Below are 15,115 nucleotides of genomic sequence, written 5' to 3'. Positions count from 1 at the left end.
GTCGTCGGAATGGTAACAAAATTCATTTTATTGGCGCCATGAAACCGCCAGACCATGCAAGACTGTTTTTTGACACACAACTTATTGGCAACTTTAAGCTATTGATTTATAAGTGTTTTTTAAACTTAACAAACAAATATCAATTAGTTTTGAATTAACAACAACAGATTGCTTGCGTAACTAAAAATTTCCCCCTTAGGATAGAAATAAGACAACGAACAACACGGCCATCGCCTGTTCAGTGCGCGATATGTTTATGCGTGCTCGCCTCGTCGACATCACCGATAAACCGAGTAACCGGGTCGGCATTGCCGAACCCGGAAGAGGGAACTATGAACATCAGTATTTTTGGACTGGGTTATGTGGGGGCCGTGTGTGCCGGCTGCTTGTCTGCCCGTGGCCACCAGGTGTTGGGCGTCGACATCTCTCAGGCCAAGGTCGACATGATCAACCAGGGCAAATCGCCGATTGTCGAACCCGGGCTTGAGCAACTGTTGCTCGATGGCGTGAATCATGGCCGCCTGCGCGGCACCACTGATGTTCAGGCCGCCGTGCTGGCGACCGAGATGTCACTGCTGTGCGTCGGCACGCCGAGCAAGAAAAACGGTGACCTGGACCTGGTCTACATGGAAGCGGTGTGTCGCGAAATCGGCATGGCCCTGCGCGACAAGGGCAGCCGCCATACCATCGTGGTGCGCAGCACGGTACTGCCAGGCACGGCGAAAAATGTGGTCATCCCCCTGCTTGAGAAAGCCTCGGGCAAACGCGCCGGTGTTGATTTCGGGGTTGCCGTGAACCCCGAGTTCCTGCGCGAAAGCACTGCGATCCAGGACTACGACTTCCCGGCCATGACCGTGATCGGCGAGCTGGACCAACACTCCGGCGACCTTCTCGAGTCGCTGTACAAGAGCCTTGATGCACCGGTGATCCGCAAGTCGATCGAAGTCGCCGAAATGATCAAGTACACCTGCAACGTCTGGCACGCGACCAAGGTCAGCTTTGCCAACGAGATCGGCAACATTGCCAAGGCCTCCGGTGTCGATGGCCGCGAAGTGATGGATGTGGTCTGCCAGGACTACAAACTCAACCTGTCGCGCTACTACCTGCGCCCAGGTTTTGCCTTCGGTGGCTCTTGCCTGCCCAAGGACGTACGCGCCCTCACCTACCGCGCCGGGCAACTGGACGTTGAGCACCCGCTGCTGGCCTCGATCATGGACAGCAACCGCAACCAGGTGCGCAATGCCTTCGAGCTGATCGCTCGTCAGGACAAACGCCGCATCGGCCTGCTCGGCCTGAGCTTCAAGTCCGGTACTGACGACCTGCGCGAAAGCCCGCTGGTGGAACTGGCCGAGATGCTGATCGGCAAGGGTTACGAGCTGAGCATCTATGACGCCAACGTCGAGTACGCACGGGTTTTCGGTGCCAACCGCGAGTACATCGAATCGAAGATTCCTCACGTCTCGTCCCTGCTCTGCAGCGACCTCAGCCAGGTCATCAACGGGGCTGACGTGATTGTGCTGGGCAACAACGACGATAGCTTCGCCCAGGCGCTGGATGTCGCCGCTGGCAAACAGGTCATCGACCTGGTCGGTTTCATGCCCCATGGCAGCAACAGCAGCCAACAGGGTATCTGCTGGTAACGCCTGAGACTCCATAGAGAGCACCCGGCAAGCATCCCAGGCCTGCGCCTGAGCGAACTGCACATCTGCCTCTGTCTGCCTGCCGCATTGCGGCCGGGCCTGGTAAGTGCGCGTTTCGCTCAGGCTCAGGCGCCTGTACAACGGAGCAACGGTTAGATGGAACGACAGCAACAACCGCCTTCGGGCGCACGACGGGCAGCCATGAGCTTATGCGCCTGGGCCTGCCTGTTCGGCCTGATCGCCCTGGCCTCGGAGATGATCGCCCCGGCGTATCTGGACCCGAGCCACCACAGCTTCATCTTCTTCATCGGCACCCTGGGCATGTGGCGCTATGGCAATGCCATCGTCCACTACGTGCGCGGTATGTACTTCCTGCACTGGAAGTTCCCGCGCATCCGCAAGGCCGTCGAGCGCATGGGCGATGCGGCGCTGCCTGCGCACATGTTCATGGTGGTGACCAGTTTTCGCATCCCCACCCACACCACCTTCAAGGTCTACCAGTCGGTGTTCCAGGAGGTGCAACGGCTCAAGGTGCCGTGCACGGTGATTGCCTCGATCGTCGAAAAAGGCGACGAGCAGTTCATCAAGCAAATCATGCGCAACGAGGTCAAGGACCGCGACGACATCAAACTGGTGATCGTTCGCGCCCGTGGCACCGGCAAACGTGATGGCCTGGCCCATGCCTTCCGCGCTCTGTCGCGGCAAATGCCACTGGAGGATTCGGTGGTCGGTGTGGTCGATGGCGACACCATGATGCTGCCGGGCTGCGTCGAACGCGCGGTCAAGCTGTTCGCTTACCTGCCCAAGGTTGGCGGCCTGACCACCAACGAGTTCTGCGAGGTCGAAGGCAGCAATCTGATGCGCCAGTGGCACTCGATGCGCTTTGTCCAGCGGCACATCAACATGTGCTCCATGGCCCTGTCGCACCGGGTGCTGACCCTGACCGGACGGCTGTCGTTCTTTCGCGCCAGCGTCATGACCAATCCGGACTTCATCCGCGACGTCGAAGCCGACTTTCTCGAGCACTGGCGCCTGGGCCGCTTCCAGTTCCTCACCGGTGACGACAAGTCTTCGTGGTTGAGCCTGATGCGTGCTGGCTGGGACACCTTTTACGTGCCCGACAGCAACACCCTGACCGTCGAGCATCCACCAGACAACAGCTTCTGGCGCGCCACCCGCCAGTTGATGTTCCGCTGGTACGGCAACTCGCTGCGCCAGAACTTTCGCGCCACCGCCCTGCTCGGCCGCGCGCGTCTGGGCCTGTTCACCCTGTATGTGCTGCTCGATCAGCGGGTGTCGATGTGGACCTGCCTGATGGGCCTGACCGCCTCGGTGGTCGCAGGCCTGGTGTTCGGCATCCAGTACCTGCTGGTGTACCTGTTCTGGGTGCTGCTGTCGCGCAGCATTGTCACCGTGCTGTTCCTGTTCGCCGGCCACCCAGTGAGCCCGGTGTACCCCTTTGTTCTTTATTACAACCAGATTGTCGGCTCGGTGATGAAGATCTACGCGCTGTTCCACATGGACCAGCAGCGCTGGACCCGACAGAAAACCACATTAAGCAACGGCGCCGTCGACTTCGATGCCGCCCTGAACCGCTGGTCCTCCAAGGCGATGCTGTTTTCTTCCATCGCGATTTTCTTCGGGGTCATCTCGGTTCTTCTCGAACTCACGCAACGTTAAGGAAAGCCGCCTGCCATGAGTAGCTCAAGTACACCTACAGTTCCCGGTAAAACTGCTGCCAATGTCGTCCATGAAGCGATCGACGAACGCCAGTACGTGCGCACCCGGATCAATGCCCGCGTCACCCTGGCAGCGGCCGGACAGCCTACTGTCGAAACCACCTTGCAGGACATTTCCCTGGGCGGTATCGGCCTGCGTCACGACAAACCGCTGACCATCGGCAGCCTGTACAACGCCTCGATCCGCCTGCGCCTCAATCAGGTCGACCTGAGCCTGGACAGCAAGGTGCGCATTGTCTCCCAGCGCGGCGAAGAAGTCGGCGCGCAGTTCGTCGACCTCGACGCGCAGAAGCGCGACATCCTGCGTTACATCATCAGCGCCTACCTGTCGGGCGAGATTGCCGACATCAACGGCCTGTTCAACGTGATGCAGCGCGAGAACTACATCAAGGAACGCAAGCAACAGCACGCCAGCGCGCGCAGCAGCAGCGATCGCCTCAAGGCCGTGACCGGCACCCTGCTCTACGCCGCTGCCGGCCTCGCCGCCCTGGGTTTTGTGGCCTACAAGAGCTACCTGCTGTTCTTCCGCATTCCGGCGGTGCAGGCCCAGGTCTCAGCCAACGCACAGCTCATCAGCATGCCCGACAACGGTTATGTGAAGTTCCTCCTGCAGCCCGGCCAGACCGAGGTGAAAGCCGGCCAGCCGCTGGCCAATATCTCCACCCAGCTGGCCACCAGCTTCACCAGCCCGGCGGACATGAAAGCCGTGGCCGACCTGTCGCCCGGCGATCTGCAGACTCTGCTCGGACGCGCCACCATCGAGACGGTGATCAACAGCCCGTGCGACTGCGAGGTTTACTTCCCGAGCAAGCCGCTGGATGGCTACGGCTACAAACAGGCGCCGCTGATGCACTTGCTGCCGCGTGACGAGGGCCTGTTCGTTACCGCCAACGTGCCGTTCGACAAGCTGGCCGATATCTCCCGGGTCACCTCGGTGGACCTGAAAGTGTTCGGCCTGGATGAGCACTTCAGCGGCAAGGTGGTCGACTCGCGTGTCGATGAAGCCAACAAGAACCTCGCCCTGACCATCGCTCCGGACACCCCGTTGCCACGCCAGGCCTACCAGAAGCCGGTGGCGGTGGACCTGTTCCTGGGCTTGCCGTTCACGGCATCGCGTTGAGCGCAAAGGAAGGATTGGCGATGAACGCGATGATGCCCTCCCGTCTGCTGCTGGCAGGTCTGTGCGTAGCCTGTGCCAGTGCCGTGTCGGCCGGCCAGAGCCTGGAGCAGATCCGCTATGCGCTGTACAAGGACCCCAGCGCCAATGTCAGTAGCGACCTGCGCCTGTTGTCCGATCGTGGCGACCTGGCCTCCAAGCTGTTGCTCGGCGATGTGCTGGCCAACACCGACGGCACCAGCCGTCAGGAAGTGCTCGGCCTGTACAAGGAAGCATTCGCTGATGGCCGTGGGCAGATTCCGGCACTGGCCTCGCTGGCGCGCCTGCTTGACCGCACCCCGAGCCTGCAACAGGGTCAGCGTAACTGGGTGGCCCAGGCCTTGACGCGCTACCCGGCAACCCTCGATCCGCGCAACGCCAGCACCACCCTCGAGGTGTTTCTGGTCTACCCGCAACTGGTCTCCAACGACCAGGCGCAGCACCTGCTGGCGCTGTACCAGCAATCGTGCCTGCTCAACTGCCGCCCCGAGCTGTACCGTGCAGTACTGGCTGAGCGTCAGGGCGATCGGCAGACCGCCGAGCACTGGTACCAGCAGGCAGTGCGCGTGGATGTGCGGGCCATCGATCGCTACTACCGCTTCCTCGGTGAAGACCAGGACCGCGCCTTCCCGGCCTTCGCCCGTAGCCTCGAAGCCCAGCGGCCAACCCTGGCGGTGGAGATCGTCCACCGCATCGGCTCGCTGCTCGACAGTATCAACAGCGTGCAGCGCGCCGACCTGGAAAGCGACCGCCAGGCGCGTCAGGTACGTGCCATGGGCACTGCCCAGGTGCAACCTGATGCCGCGCAACTGGCCCGGGAAAAAGCCCGCAGCGACGAACTGGAGCTGGCTCGGGCCGAGGCCCTGCGCTGGCGTGACCATGCTGTCGAGCGCGGCTATGTACCGGCGATAGCGTCCAAGGCCAGCTACATGATCTCCGACCCCACCGCGCATAACGCTGAAGAGACCCAGGCCCTGATCAACCAGGTGCAAGCCCATGAGCCGACCCGCGCCAAGGCCCTGCAAGCCTCGTTCTATATGGTCAACAACTGGTTGACCCTGGACCCGCAAAAAGCCCGCGCGCTGATCGATGAACTGATCGCCAGCCACTACCCCGATGCCCAGTTGCTGCTCGCCGACTACTACAGCAAGGGCGTAGAGGATGAGCCGGACCAGGACAAGGCCCTGCAGATTTTCCAGGCCCAGGCCCAGGCCGGCTCAACCACGGCCTGGTACCGCATGGCCACCCTGCACGCCTACGGCCGGGCCATCTGCCATGACCCGGTCAAGGCCTACACCTATGCCCAGGTGGCGCTTGAACTGGGTGAAAGTGGCGCCCGCAGCCTGATCAAACGCCTGGAAAAGACCCTGAAAAAGGATGACATCGACCGTGCCCTGGCCGCACGCGCCGATCTGTTGAAGGAGGCAACCCTGTGAAAGCGCATCACTCCCTGCTCGGTGCCCTGCTGGCCCTGACACCGCTGTACCCGGCCATGGCCGCCGAAGAAATCACCGGCCCCGAAGCAGACAGCAACGAACCGGTACGGGTGCTGCCCAGCGACGGCAGTGCGCCGGTGATTACCTCGGAGTTCTTCAACAAGCTGACCGTGCAGACCGGCTACGGCCCGGAAAACTCCGAGGTCGGCCGCAGCCGCGAGATGTTCTACAGCCTGCGCTACGAGCCATCGTTTGCCTGGTACTCGCCGGAAAAGCGCTGGGCCAAGTGGATGGTCTATGGCCGCCTGTGGCTGAACTACGACTCCAGCCAGTCGATCAGCACGCAGAACGAGAACAGCAACAGCTTCGACCGCGAACAGCCTGAAGGCTGGTACGCCGAACTGCGCGAGCTGTACGTCAAACGCAACCTGCTCGGCGATGACCCGCGCTTCTCGCTGTCGGTCGGCCGCCAACGCTATTTCGATGACTACGGCATCTGGTGGGACGACAGCCTGGAGTCGCTGCGCTTCAACTACAACGACACCTTCTCCCGTGGCTTTTTTGCCGTGGGGCAGAAGTTCTACAACTACAACAGCGACGTCAACAGCCTGGCCGACAGCGAAGAACGCACCACCTACCTGATGGGTGAATACGCCTACCGCTGGAGCGAACGCAACTGGGCCGGCGTGCGCCTGATGCACGAGAACGACCACAGCGGCCACGACCCGGAAGATCGCTACGACTTCAAGGGCATGCGCTACGGGCTGTTCTTCAAGGCCGATGACCTGGATGTCAGCCCGCTGTTCAGTGACTACCACCTGGAGCTGGCCGGTCTCGATGGCAAGGTCGACAACACCGATGGCAACGGCACCACCAGCACCGGCAACAATGCCAGCGGCTGGGCAGCCCTGGGCGAGATCGGCAAGCGCTTTCACGACCTGCCCTGGACGCCACGGGTAGCCCTGCGCGGTGGCCTGACCGACAAGCCGAGCAACGAAAACGACGGCTTTCGCCTCAATGCCATCCAGTCCGACCGCATCACCCGCCAGGGCAGCTACAGCACGCGCCTGACCAGTTCCTTCGTCAGTCTCGACCTGCGCAACCTGAGCTACTACGGCATCAGCCTGGAAACCAACCCGACCCCGCGCAGTGCCCTCGACCTGCGCGTGACCGACCTGAAACTGCGCGATGCCGACGGCACCCTGCCGGTGCGCATCGACGGTGACCAGCGCAGCGAACGCAACCGCGCCATTGCCCAGGGCAACCACGGTGGCGGCAAGGATGTCGGGCAAATGTACGACCTCAATTACTACTGGAAGATGTTTCCGGTGGCCATCGACGGCAAGCACCTGGACGTCAACGCCCTGGTCAGCGCCAGCTACCTCAATGCCGGCAACGCCCTGGACAGCGGTGATGACTACCAGCTGAGTGTCGGCGTGGTGATCAGCTACTAAGGACGGACCCTCCGATGATCTTCGCCTCCAACGTCTTTTTATTCCTCTACCTGCCGTTGTTCCTGGCCGTGTACTTCCTCGCCCGGCCACAGTGGCGCTCGACCGTGATCGTTGCTGCCAGCTACATCTTCTATGCCTGGTGGCGGCCGGACTTTTTGCTGCTGTTCGTCGCCATCACCTACTGGAACTACTGGTTCGGCCTGCGCATCAAGGCGCGCCTGGACGCCGGCGACAAACGCTGGGCGCTGCGCCTGCTGTGGATCGGCATCGTCGGCAACCTGTCGACCCTGGGCTACTTCAAGTACGCCAACTTCGGCGCCGAAGTGCTCGCCGCCCTGCTCGCGCCGCTGGGTATCAACACCTGGAGCCTGGAGACCATCTTCCTGCCGCTGGGCATCTCCTTCTATGTGTTCCACGCCCTGAGCTACATCGTCGACATCTACCGCAAAGACGCCACGCCAACCAACAACTTCATCGACTTCGCCGCCTTCGTCGCGCTGTTTCCGCACCTGGTCGCCGGCCCGATCCTGCGTTACAGCCAGCTGGCGCCGCAGCTGCGCCAGCGCACCCATTCCCTGGAGCTGTTTTCCCTGGGCGTGTGTCGCTTCATGCTCGGCTTCATCATGAAGGTGTTGATCGCCGACCAGCTGGCGCCGATCAACGTGCTGTTCATCAGCGAAGGCACCCTGCAGCTCAGCGACGCCTGGTTCGGCCTGGTGGTCTCGACCCTGCAGCTGTACTTCGACTTCGCCGGTTACAGCCATATGGCTTTGGGCCTGGCGCTGATGATGGGCTTCCGCTTTCCGGAGAACTTCAACCAGCCCTATGTCTCGCAGAGCATCACCGAGTTCTGGGCACGCTGGCACATGACCCTGGCGCATTTCCTGCGCGACTACGTGTACATGCCGCTGGTGCGCAAACGGGTGGCCGGGGCACTGCCGGCGCTGGTCTACACCATGCTGCTGTCGGGGCTGTGGCACGGCGCAAGCTTCGCCTTCATTTTCTGGGGCCTGTTCTTTGGCCTGGGGATGGTCATCGAACGCAAATACAACCTGGCGACCAAGATCACCACGCCCTACCACCTGGGACGCAACCTGCGCACCTTCGTGCTGATCATCCTGAGCATGCCGCTGTTCTTCACCAACGACCTGCGCCACAGCCTGGACATCTACCAGGCGCTGTTCGGCTTCAACGGCCTGGGCTCGCTGGACCTGTATGTGCTCGGTGCGTCGAAGATGGCCATGTCGTTTGCCGCCGTCGCGCTGTGCTGGCTGGTGCTGGCCGGCAGCAACAACGTGCGCTACTACGCCGGCAATAAAGAGCAGTACTTCATGCGTCATGTCGGTGGCCTCAAGGCCGTGCTGTTGTGGGCCGGTTTCGCTCTGGCGCTGAGCAGTCTGGCGGCGAACTCCTTTTCACCCTTTCTGTACTTCCAGTTCTAGGAGACGGCCATGTACCCGGTCATGAATTCGGCGAGCAAGGTCAACGGCATCCTCTTTGGCGTAGTGCTGGCAGGGATGTTCGTCTATTCCCTGCCGCCGGTGTTCAGCTTCGCCAAAAGCCAGAGCGATGCCTGGAACCTGTTTGTCGATGGCAAGTTGCTGCGCAAGTTCGAGCAGGTCTACGACAAGCGCTTCTTCCTGCGTGAACCCTCGGTTGAACTGTGGGCCAACGCCCAGTACCGCTTGTTCGACGAAGGCACCAAAGGTGTGGTGCTGGGCAAGGACGGCTGGCTGTACACCAACCAGGAGTACCGCGTACCGAACAACCTGCAAGCCAACCTGGACGGCCAGCTGGCGCAGATCGCCGAGGTCGAGCAAAAGCTCAAGGCGCACAACAAACGCCTGATCCTGCTGCCGCTGCCGATGAAGGTGGATGTCTATGGCGCCCACACCGAGCGTGCCGTCGATCCGCGGGCGATCAGCCTGTACGACCGCTTCATTGCCGGCCTGCAGGCGCAGAAAACCGAGGTCACGCCAGTGCGCTCGGCCTTCCTGTACAACAGCGCCGGCCCGCAACTGTTCCTTAAATCCGACACCCACTGGAGCCCGGAAGGCGCGCGGCTGACAGCCTATGAACTGGCCCGTCAACGCCCCGACCTGCTCGGCGATGAGCGCTACGTGTCGCACAAGGTCGCGGAAAAATCCGTCAAGGGCGACCTGATGAACTACATCCAGTTCAATCACGCCCAGCTGGCCCCGCAGTTTGGCCCCAGCCAGATCGCCCTGTACGAAACCCTCAAGGCCGAACAGAACAGTGACGCGTTGTTCGCCGACGAACAGCAGAGCCTGCTGCTGGTCGGCACCAGCTACAGCAAGATCGACGACTGGAACTTCACCGGTTTTCTCAAAGAGGCGCTCAACCGCGACCTGCTCAGTGTCGCGGTGGAAGCCCGCGGCCCGTTCGAGGCGATGAACCAGTTCCTCGCCAGCGACGACCTCAAGAACCCGCAGATCGACACGGTGATCTGGGAGTTCCCGCTGCGCACCCTGCTCGCCCACCGCCTGGGCTCACTGAGCCGTCCCGGCCAGACCCAGCATTTCTGACACTTTCAAGGAGATCGACATGAACCGTTCGCTCAAGCACCTGCTCACCGCCAGCGCCTTGTTGCTGGTCAGCAGCCAAGGCGTGGCCGCCGAAGGCAACGCCGACCTGTACGACGCCGTGGCCCCGGCCGACTCCGCCTTTGTGCGGGTGCTCAACCTGTCTGACAGCAACATCGACGTGACCCTGAGCGGCAAGGTCAACCCGCAGCGGGTCGCTGCCGGACAACTGAGTGGCTACCGTTTCACCCCGGCCGGTAGCCACAAGATCGCTGTCGGTGCCAAGGCCATCGAGCCACAGCTCAAGGCCAATGCCGCGAGCACCGTGGTCTATGACGGCAACACCCTGACGCTGATCGCCGACAAGTACGTCAACGAGCCGAAAAAGGCGCAGATCGCCTTCTACAACCTGACCCCGGCCAAGGTCGCGCTGAAAACCGTCGATGGCAAAAGTGTGGTGGTCGACACCCTGGGCAAGGACCAGACCGGCAGCCGCATGGTCAACGAAATCAAGATCGGCTTTGCCGCCTATGACCAGCAACAGAAAATCGCCCAGTTCGACGAACTGTTCCTCAAGAAAGGCCGCTCCTATAGCTACGTACTGCTGCCTCAGGGCAACGGCTATCGCAGCATGAGCCTGGCCAACAGCATCGACCCGAGCGAGTGAGCGGCACCATGAAAAGCCTATTCGCCCTTGGCCTGGCCGTTACCGGCGCGCTGTTCAGCGTGCACGGCGCGGCCGCCGACAGCAACCCGGCCACCTGCAAAGGCCTGGAGTGCTTGATGTGCCCCGGCTTGAGCAATCCCCAGCATTACGCCGAAGGCCGCATGAAGCTGATGCGCGAAATCGTTCCGGGCAAGGATCGCTGGCTGTTTCGCTCGGCGGTCGACCTGACCAACGACTTCGGCATCCCGGCGCCGATGCGCCCGGAGTTCGCACGCCTGATGGACACCTTCCATCGTCAGGGTATCCAGGTGGCCATGGCCATCCAGCCAACCCGCGGCCTGATGCACCGCGACAAGCTGTACGCCGACAAACTGCATGGTTTCGACTTCGCCCGCGCCAGCGGCAACCTGAGCAGTTATCTGCAGCAGCTGCGCAACGGCGGCGCCATCGTCGCACCGATGATGCAGGTGGTGCAGAACCCGCCCCAGGCTGAGTTCTTCTTCCGCCGCGATCACCACTGGACGCCGGCGGGCGCTGAAGCCACCGCCCGCCTGGTGGCCGAGGAAGTACGCCGTCAACCGTTCTATGCCTCATTGGACAAGAAGCAATACCGCACCGAGCCCGGAGTGATGGTGCCCAAGGACGGCACCCTGAACCTGGCCCTGAGCTACATCTGCGGCAACAACTATGGTTTCCAGTACGTGCGTGGTTACCAGACCATCCCTCAGGATCAAGGTGCCGAGGCCTTGTTCGACGACGCGCCGGATCCGCAAGTGATCCTGGTCGGCGACAGTAACGCCGCCGCCCGGGAAGACGAAAGCAAGCAGTTCAATTTCGACGGCTACCTCAAGCAGTACCTCGACGTCGATATCCTCAACTACGCCCTGCCCGGCGTCGGCCAGGACGGCTCGTTGCTCGAATACCTGCTGTCGGAGAACTACAAGCCCAAGGCGCCGCCCAAGCTGATCATCTGGGAGTTGCCGGCCAACTACCAGCTGGAGTCCGAGCTGATGTACCGCCAGCTGATTCCAGCGATCAAGGGCGGCTGCCCGGTGTCCACCGAGGTTATGGCCAACCGTTTGCAGCGTCCGGCGCTGAAGGTCAACGAGCGTATCGAACTGCTCAGTAACGCAGGCCAAGCGCGCAAGGCGGTGAATGCCGGCTTCCTCGACATCCGCATCAGCGACAAGAACGTCAAGGATTTCTACGTGATCGTCTATTACGACAACGGCGCGCGCGACAAGGTCTGGTTCCGCCGCGAGGCGGTGGTCACTGGTGGCCAGTACTACCTGGAACTGAGCCGCGCCAAGGAGTTTGCCGGGGCCAATCTGCTCTCGGTGTTCATGGAGCCGACCAAAGCCGGCAGCGCCGCCACCCAGGTGGAAACCCGACTATGCCTGTGAAAACCTGGAGCGCCCTGGCCCTGGGTCTGTACGCCAGCCTGCAACTGGGCCACAGCCTGGCCGCCAGTTCGATCTGGCCGCCACGGGCCACCGCGCAATCGGCAATGATCGCCGACTACCGCACCCTGCAATGCAGCAAGGAGCCACCAGCGCCCTACACCGGCAGCTTGCAGATGCAGAGCAAGTACGACCAGCGCGATGCCAGCAAGTCGACCCTGCGCAGCAGTCCCGATGCCAACAGCGCAAAGATCGGCAAGCAGGTCAAACAGTTCATCGGCGGCCTGATCTATGCCAGCAAGCGTTTCCAGCGGGCGAAAACGCCGCAGCAAGCGAACATGGCCCTGGCCTGCCAGGACCAATGGCTGCAGCAGTGGGCCGAGGCCCGGGCGCTGCTCAATCCGGACGCCAGCAGCACCGGCATGGCTGCGCGCAAATGGGCGGTCGCGGCCATGGCCTCAACCTTGCTGATGACCCAGGCGGCCAGCGACGGCAAGCTGCAACTGACGGCGCAGCAGCGCGAATGGTTCACGCAGTTGGGCGAACGCATCATTGCCGAGTACCAGCCGCGCCGGGCGCAAGGTTTTGCCTGGTTCAACAACCATGACTACTGGGCCGCCTGGGCGGTAGCGGCGACCGGCATGCTGATCCAGCGCGATGACTTCATCCAGTGGGCCGACGGCAACCTGCGCCTTGGCCTGCAACAGGCGGTCAAGGCCCGCGATGGCAGCTATGCCTATCTGCCGCTGGAAGTCGCCCGCGGCAAACTGGCCGCCACCTATAGCCAATACGCACTGGTGCCGCTGGTATTGCTGGCCGAGTCGGCGCGGGTCAATGGCCTGCCCTGGAGCGCGCAAGACCAGCAGACCCTGGAACTGCTGGGCAACTTCGCCGCACGCAGCATCCTCGATGCCGACGAACTGCCCGAGCTCAAGGGCCAATCGCAGATCGCCGTGGCGCCTTACAAGCTGGCCTGGCTGATCCCCTTCCTGCAGCGCGCACCAGACCATCGCCTGGCTCGCCAGCTGTACGACAGCGAAGACGGCGACGTCGACAACTACAGCCAGATTGGCGGCCCGCTCAAGCCGCTGTACCCCAAACTGCCGTAACCCAAGGACGAATCGCCATGGCCATGCGCCCTCTTTCCCTTTGCTGCCTCGCCGTTCTGCTTTGCGCAGGCACGGCCCAGGCGGCAAGCCAAAGCCTGCCACTGCAGCAGTCGCTGAGCGTGATCAGCAACAGCGAGCATCAGGCACAGTTGCAACAGCTGCAACAACAGGCTGCCCAGGCCGTGCAGTTGCAGGTCAAGGAACGCCCGCGTCCGGCCGGGCGTGCCAGTGTCAGCCTGCAACCGATGTTTTCCTCGCAGACCGGCAGCTGGCCGTTCGAGCCGTTCGTCAACAATGGCCTGTTCCGCGCGATTGCCGGCTACCAGGCACATCACCCGCAGGCGGTACTGATTCGTGGCGGCAGCATCACTCTGGGGCAACTGCACGACGCGCTGAACAACCCACGGATCCTCAAGCCCTACAAGGACGGCTACCTGCTCAGCTATCCGCTGATGATCGGCAGTGATGGCGGCCTGGTGCTGGAAGGCACCAGCCTGTACCTGTACAGCTACTCGGGCACGGCGCTGATCAACCAGGGCTGGCTGGGCCTGAACCAGTCACGCCTGGAAAGTGTCGCCGGCGACAAACCGGGCAGCACCGACCGTGCCTGGCGCCCGTTCGTGGTGGCCTGGGCCGGCAGCCATACCCAGATTATCGGCTCAACCCTTGAACGCCTGGGTTACAACGCCAACCTGTCCCGTGGTCTGAGCACCGCCCTGAGCAGCCAGCAAGCGCCGGGCACCGCCCAGGCTACGCTGATCGTGAGTAACAGCCAGTTCAACGAGCTGTCCAGCGCCGTCGAGTTGCAACACACGCAAGCGCAGATCAACGACAGTCGTTTCGAGCAGTCACAGCAGTACGCCATCGACGTACGCGACAGCCAGGTCAACCTGGTCAACAACCAGCTGCGCGGCATCGACAACAATAGCGGCATCCGCCTGCGCGGACAGACGGTGGCACGGGTCGAGCGCAACCTGATCCTCGGTGCACACAAGGCCGCCATCGAAATCAGCGAGCAGCGCGGCGCCCTGCTGCTCAGCGCCAACCTGATCGGCGACAGCCGCGGCAACGGCCTGCAACTGCGCAACCTGGCACCCAGCGCCCAGGCGCCCCTGCTGATCGAGGACAACCTGATCGGCAACAGCCAGGGCAGCGCCGTGGATGCCAGCGAAGTGAGCGGCGCAATCCTGGTCAATAACCGTATCGGCAACACCCCGGAATATGCCATCAGCCTGCGTAATGTCGCGCCATTGGCAGGTCCACTGACCCTCAGTGGCAACACCCTGGGCAAGGCAGGCAAGGCAGTGGTGCGGGTCGAAGGACTGCAGCAGGTGGTGCTCGGGCGCAATCGCTTCGAAGGCAAACCGCTGCTGCAGAACCTGTTGATCGGTGACCTGCTGACCATTCAGGGACCGCTGCTCGACGCCACCCAGCGCCAGGAGCGCGTGGTGCGCGTCAGCCGGAACGCTAGTCAATAGTCCGCTGCATGCGCACGAAACATTCATCCTCGCCCACTGCTTGAAACCCCCGGCGCTGGTACAGGGCCTGCGCCGGGTTGCTTTTGAAGACTGTCAGACGCATCAGCGGTAAACGCCGTTCGGCAGCCCAGCCGGCCAGTTGCTCCAATACCTGGGTACCGATGCCGTGTCCACGGGCATTCTCGAGCAGATGCAACTCGCGGATGTACAGGGCCTGGCGGTCCTGGCTGAGGCTGCAGAAGCCCAGCACCGCATCGTTTTCGACGATCAACCATTGCTCACGCCAGCTCCAGGCCTGATCGAAGGCTTCTTCGATCCACAGCAGGTCGAACTCGTGGTAGTAACGCAGCATGGCGCGGCGGGTCAGGTCGCGGGCGAAGGCGCAGTGCTGGTCGGTGGCGGGGATAAGTTGCAAGGGTGGGTCCCTGAATGAGTTGTTTACGGTGGGAGCGGGCTTGCCCCGCGATTGCGGTCTGTCAGTAGCATCGTATCG

12 protein-coding genes are annotated in these 15,115 nt (G+C 62.2%); 11 read left to right on the top strand and 1 reads right to left on the bottom strand.

What is annotated here, in order from left to right; all coding sequences use genetic code 11:
- The first annotated feature begins 332 nt into the window (after window positions 1–332).
- The 11 genes from AC07OF_RS21105 to AC07OF_RS21055 all read left to right on the top strand — a co-directional run bounded on the left by AC07OF_RS21105 (window position 333) and on the right by AC07OF_RS21055 (window position 14,622).
- Window positions 333–1,640 carry a nucleotide sugar dehydrogenase gene (locus AC07OF_RS21105; RefSeq protein WP_157193034.1) on the top strand — a complete coding sequence of 436 codons (1,308 nt, stop codon included), beginning with the start codon at window positions 333–335 and terminating at the stop codon, window positions 1,638–1,640.
- A 156-nt stretch (window positions 1,641–1,796) separates the two neighbouring features.
- On the top strand, window positions 1,797–3,320 hold the full coding sequence (locus tag AC07OF_RS21100; protein WP_476446779.1) for a glycosyltransferase: 1,524 nt from the start codon (window positions 1,797–1,799) through the stop codon (window positions 3,318–3,320).
- Between the two features lie 15 nt (window positions 3,321–3,335).
- Window positions 3,336–4,499, top strand: a complete 1,164-nt coding sequence (locus AC07OF_RS21095; RefSeq protein ID WP_157193036.1) for a PilZ domain-containing protein — start codon at window positions 3,336–3,338, stop codon at window positions 4,497–4,499.
- Between the two features lie 20 nt (window positions 4,500–4,519).
- Window positions 4,520–5,971, top strand: coding sequence for a tetratricopeptide repeat protein (locus tag AC07OF_RS21090; protein ID WP_157193037.1), 1,452 nt, complete (start codon window positions 4,520–4,522; stop codon window positions 5,969–5,971).
- A complete protein-coding gene (locus tag AC07OF_RS21085; RefSeq protein ID WP_495073401.1) occupies window positions 5,968–7,425 on the top strand; it encodes an alginate export family protein in 1,458 nt (485 codons plus the stop codon). The genes AC07OF_RS21090 and AC07OF_RS21085 overlap by 4 nt, the downstream gene beginning before the upstream one ends.
- Window positions 7,426–7,439: 14 nt before the next feature.
- Window positions 7,440–8,867 (top strand): MBOAT family O-acyltransferase, encoded by a 1,428-nt coding sequence (locus AC07OF_RS21080; protein ID WP_038612292.1) that lies wholly within the window; start codon window positions 7,440–7,442, stop codon window positions 8,865–8,867.
- A gap of 9 nt (window positions 8,868–8,876) precedes the next feature.
- Entirely contained in the window at window positions 8,877–9,971 is a 1,095-nt protein-coding gene (locus AC07OF_RS21075; protein WP_157193039.1) for an alginate O-acetyltransferase, read from the top strand.
- Between the two features lie 19 nt (window positions 9,972–9,990).
- Complete coding sequence (locus AC07OF_RS21070; protein ID WP_157193040.1) at window positions 9,991–10,635, top strand: alginate O-acetyltransferase AlgF; 645 nt, start codon at window positions 9,991–9,993, stop codon at window positions 10,633–10,635.
- A gap of 8 nt (window positions 10,636–10,643) precedes the next feature.
- Window positions 10,644–12,038, top strand: coding sequence for an alginate O-acetyltransferase AlgX-related protein (locus AC07OF_RS21065; RefSeq protein WP_495073400.1), 1,395 nt, complete (start codon window positions 10,644–10,646; stop codon window positions 12,036–12,038).
- Window positions 12,029–13,144, top strand: a complete 1,116-nt coding sequence (locus tag AC07OF_RS21060) for a polysaccharide lyase (RefSeq protein ID WP_157193042.1) — start codon at window positions 12,029–12,031, stop codon at window positions 13,142–13,144. Before AC07OF_RS21065 ends, AC07OF_RS21060 begins: the two co-directional genes overlap by 10 nt.
- Before the next feature lie 17 nt (window positions 13,145–13,161).
- The gene (locus tag AC07OF_RS21055) at window positions 13,162–14,622 is read left to right on the top strand and encodes a right-handed parallel beta-helix repeat-containing protein (protein WP_495073399.1); all 1,461 of its coding nucleotides are present in this window, start codon (window positions 13,162–13,164) and stop codon (window positions 14,620–14,622) included.
- Here AC07OF_RS21055 and AC07OF_RS21050 read toward each other — a convergent pair.
- Window positions 14,612–15,037, bottom strand: a complete 426-nt coding sequence (locus AC07OF_RS21050) for a GNAT family N-acetyltransferase (RefSeq protein ID WP_232478187.1) — start codon at window positions 15,035–15,037, stop codon at window positions 14,612–14,614. The genes AC07OF_RS21055 and AC07OF_RS21050 overlap by 11 nt on opposite strands.
- Window positions 15,038–15,115: the final 78 nt, after the last annotated feature.

The organism is Pseudomonas sp. GW821-FHT10B02 (assembly GCF_059415665.1).
The sequence above is the reverse complement of the archived record's forward strand: the minus strand, read 5'-3'. Positions and strand labels throughout refer to the sequence as shown.

What these genes read in the sequence shown, in the direction of transcription:
- AC07OF_RS21105 (WP_157193034.1), top strand. Translation starts at nt 333, where the DNA reads ATGAACATCAGTATTTTTGGACTGGGTTATGTGGGGGCCGTGTGTGCC.
- AC07OF_RS21100 (WP_476446779.1), top strand. Translation starts at nt 1,797, where the DNA reads ATGGAACGACAGCAACAACCGCCTTCGGGCGCACGACGGGCAGCCATG.
- AC07OF_RS21095 (WP_157193036.1), top strand. Translation starts at nt 3,336, where the DNA reads ATGAGTAGCTCAAGTACACCTACAGTTCCCGGTAAAACTGCTGCCAAT.
- AC07OF_RS21090 (WP_157193037.1), top strand. Translation starts at nt 4,520, where the DNA reads ATGAACGCGATGATGCCCTCCCGTCTGCTGCTGGCAGGTCTGTGCGTA.
- AC07OF_RS21080 (WP_038612292.1), top strand. Translation starts at nt 7,440, where the DNA reads ATGATCTTCGCCTCCAACGTCTTTTTATTCCTCTACCTGCCGTTGTTC.
- AC07OF_RS21075 (WP_157193039.1), top strand. Translation starts at nt 8,877, where the DNA reads ATGTACCCGGTCATGAATTCGGCGAGCAAGGTCAACGGCATCCTCTTT.
- AC07OF_RS21070 (WP_157193040.1), top strand. Translation starts at nt 9,991, where the DNA reads ATGAACCGTTCGCTCAAGCACCTGCTCACCGCCAGCGCCTTGTTGCTG.
- AC07OF_RS21065 (WP_495073400.1), top strand. Translation starts at nt 10,644, where the DNA reads ATGAAAAGCCTATTCGCCCTTGGCCTGGCCGTTACCGGCGCGCTGTTC.
- AC07OF_RS21060 (WP_157193042.1), top strand. Translation starts at nt 12,029, where the DNA reads ATGCCTGTGAAAACCTGGAGCGCCCTGGCCCTGGGTCTGTACGCCAGC.
- AC07OF_RS21055 (WP_495073399.1), top strand. Translation starts at nt 13,162, where the DNA reads ATGGCCATGCGCCCTCTTTCCCTTTGCTGCCTCGCCGTTCTGCTTTGC.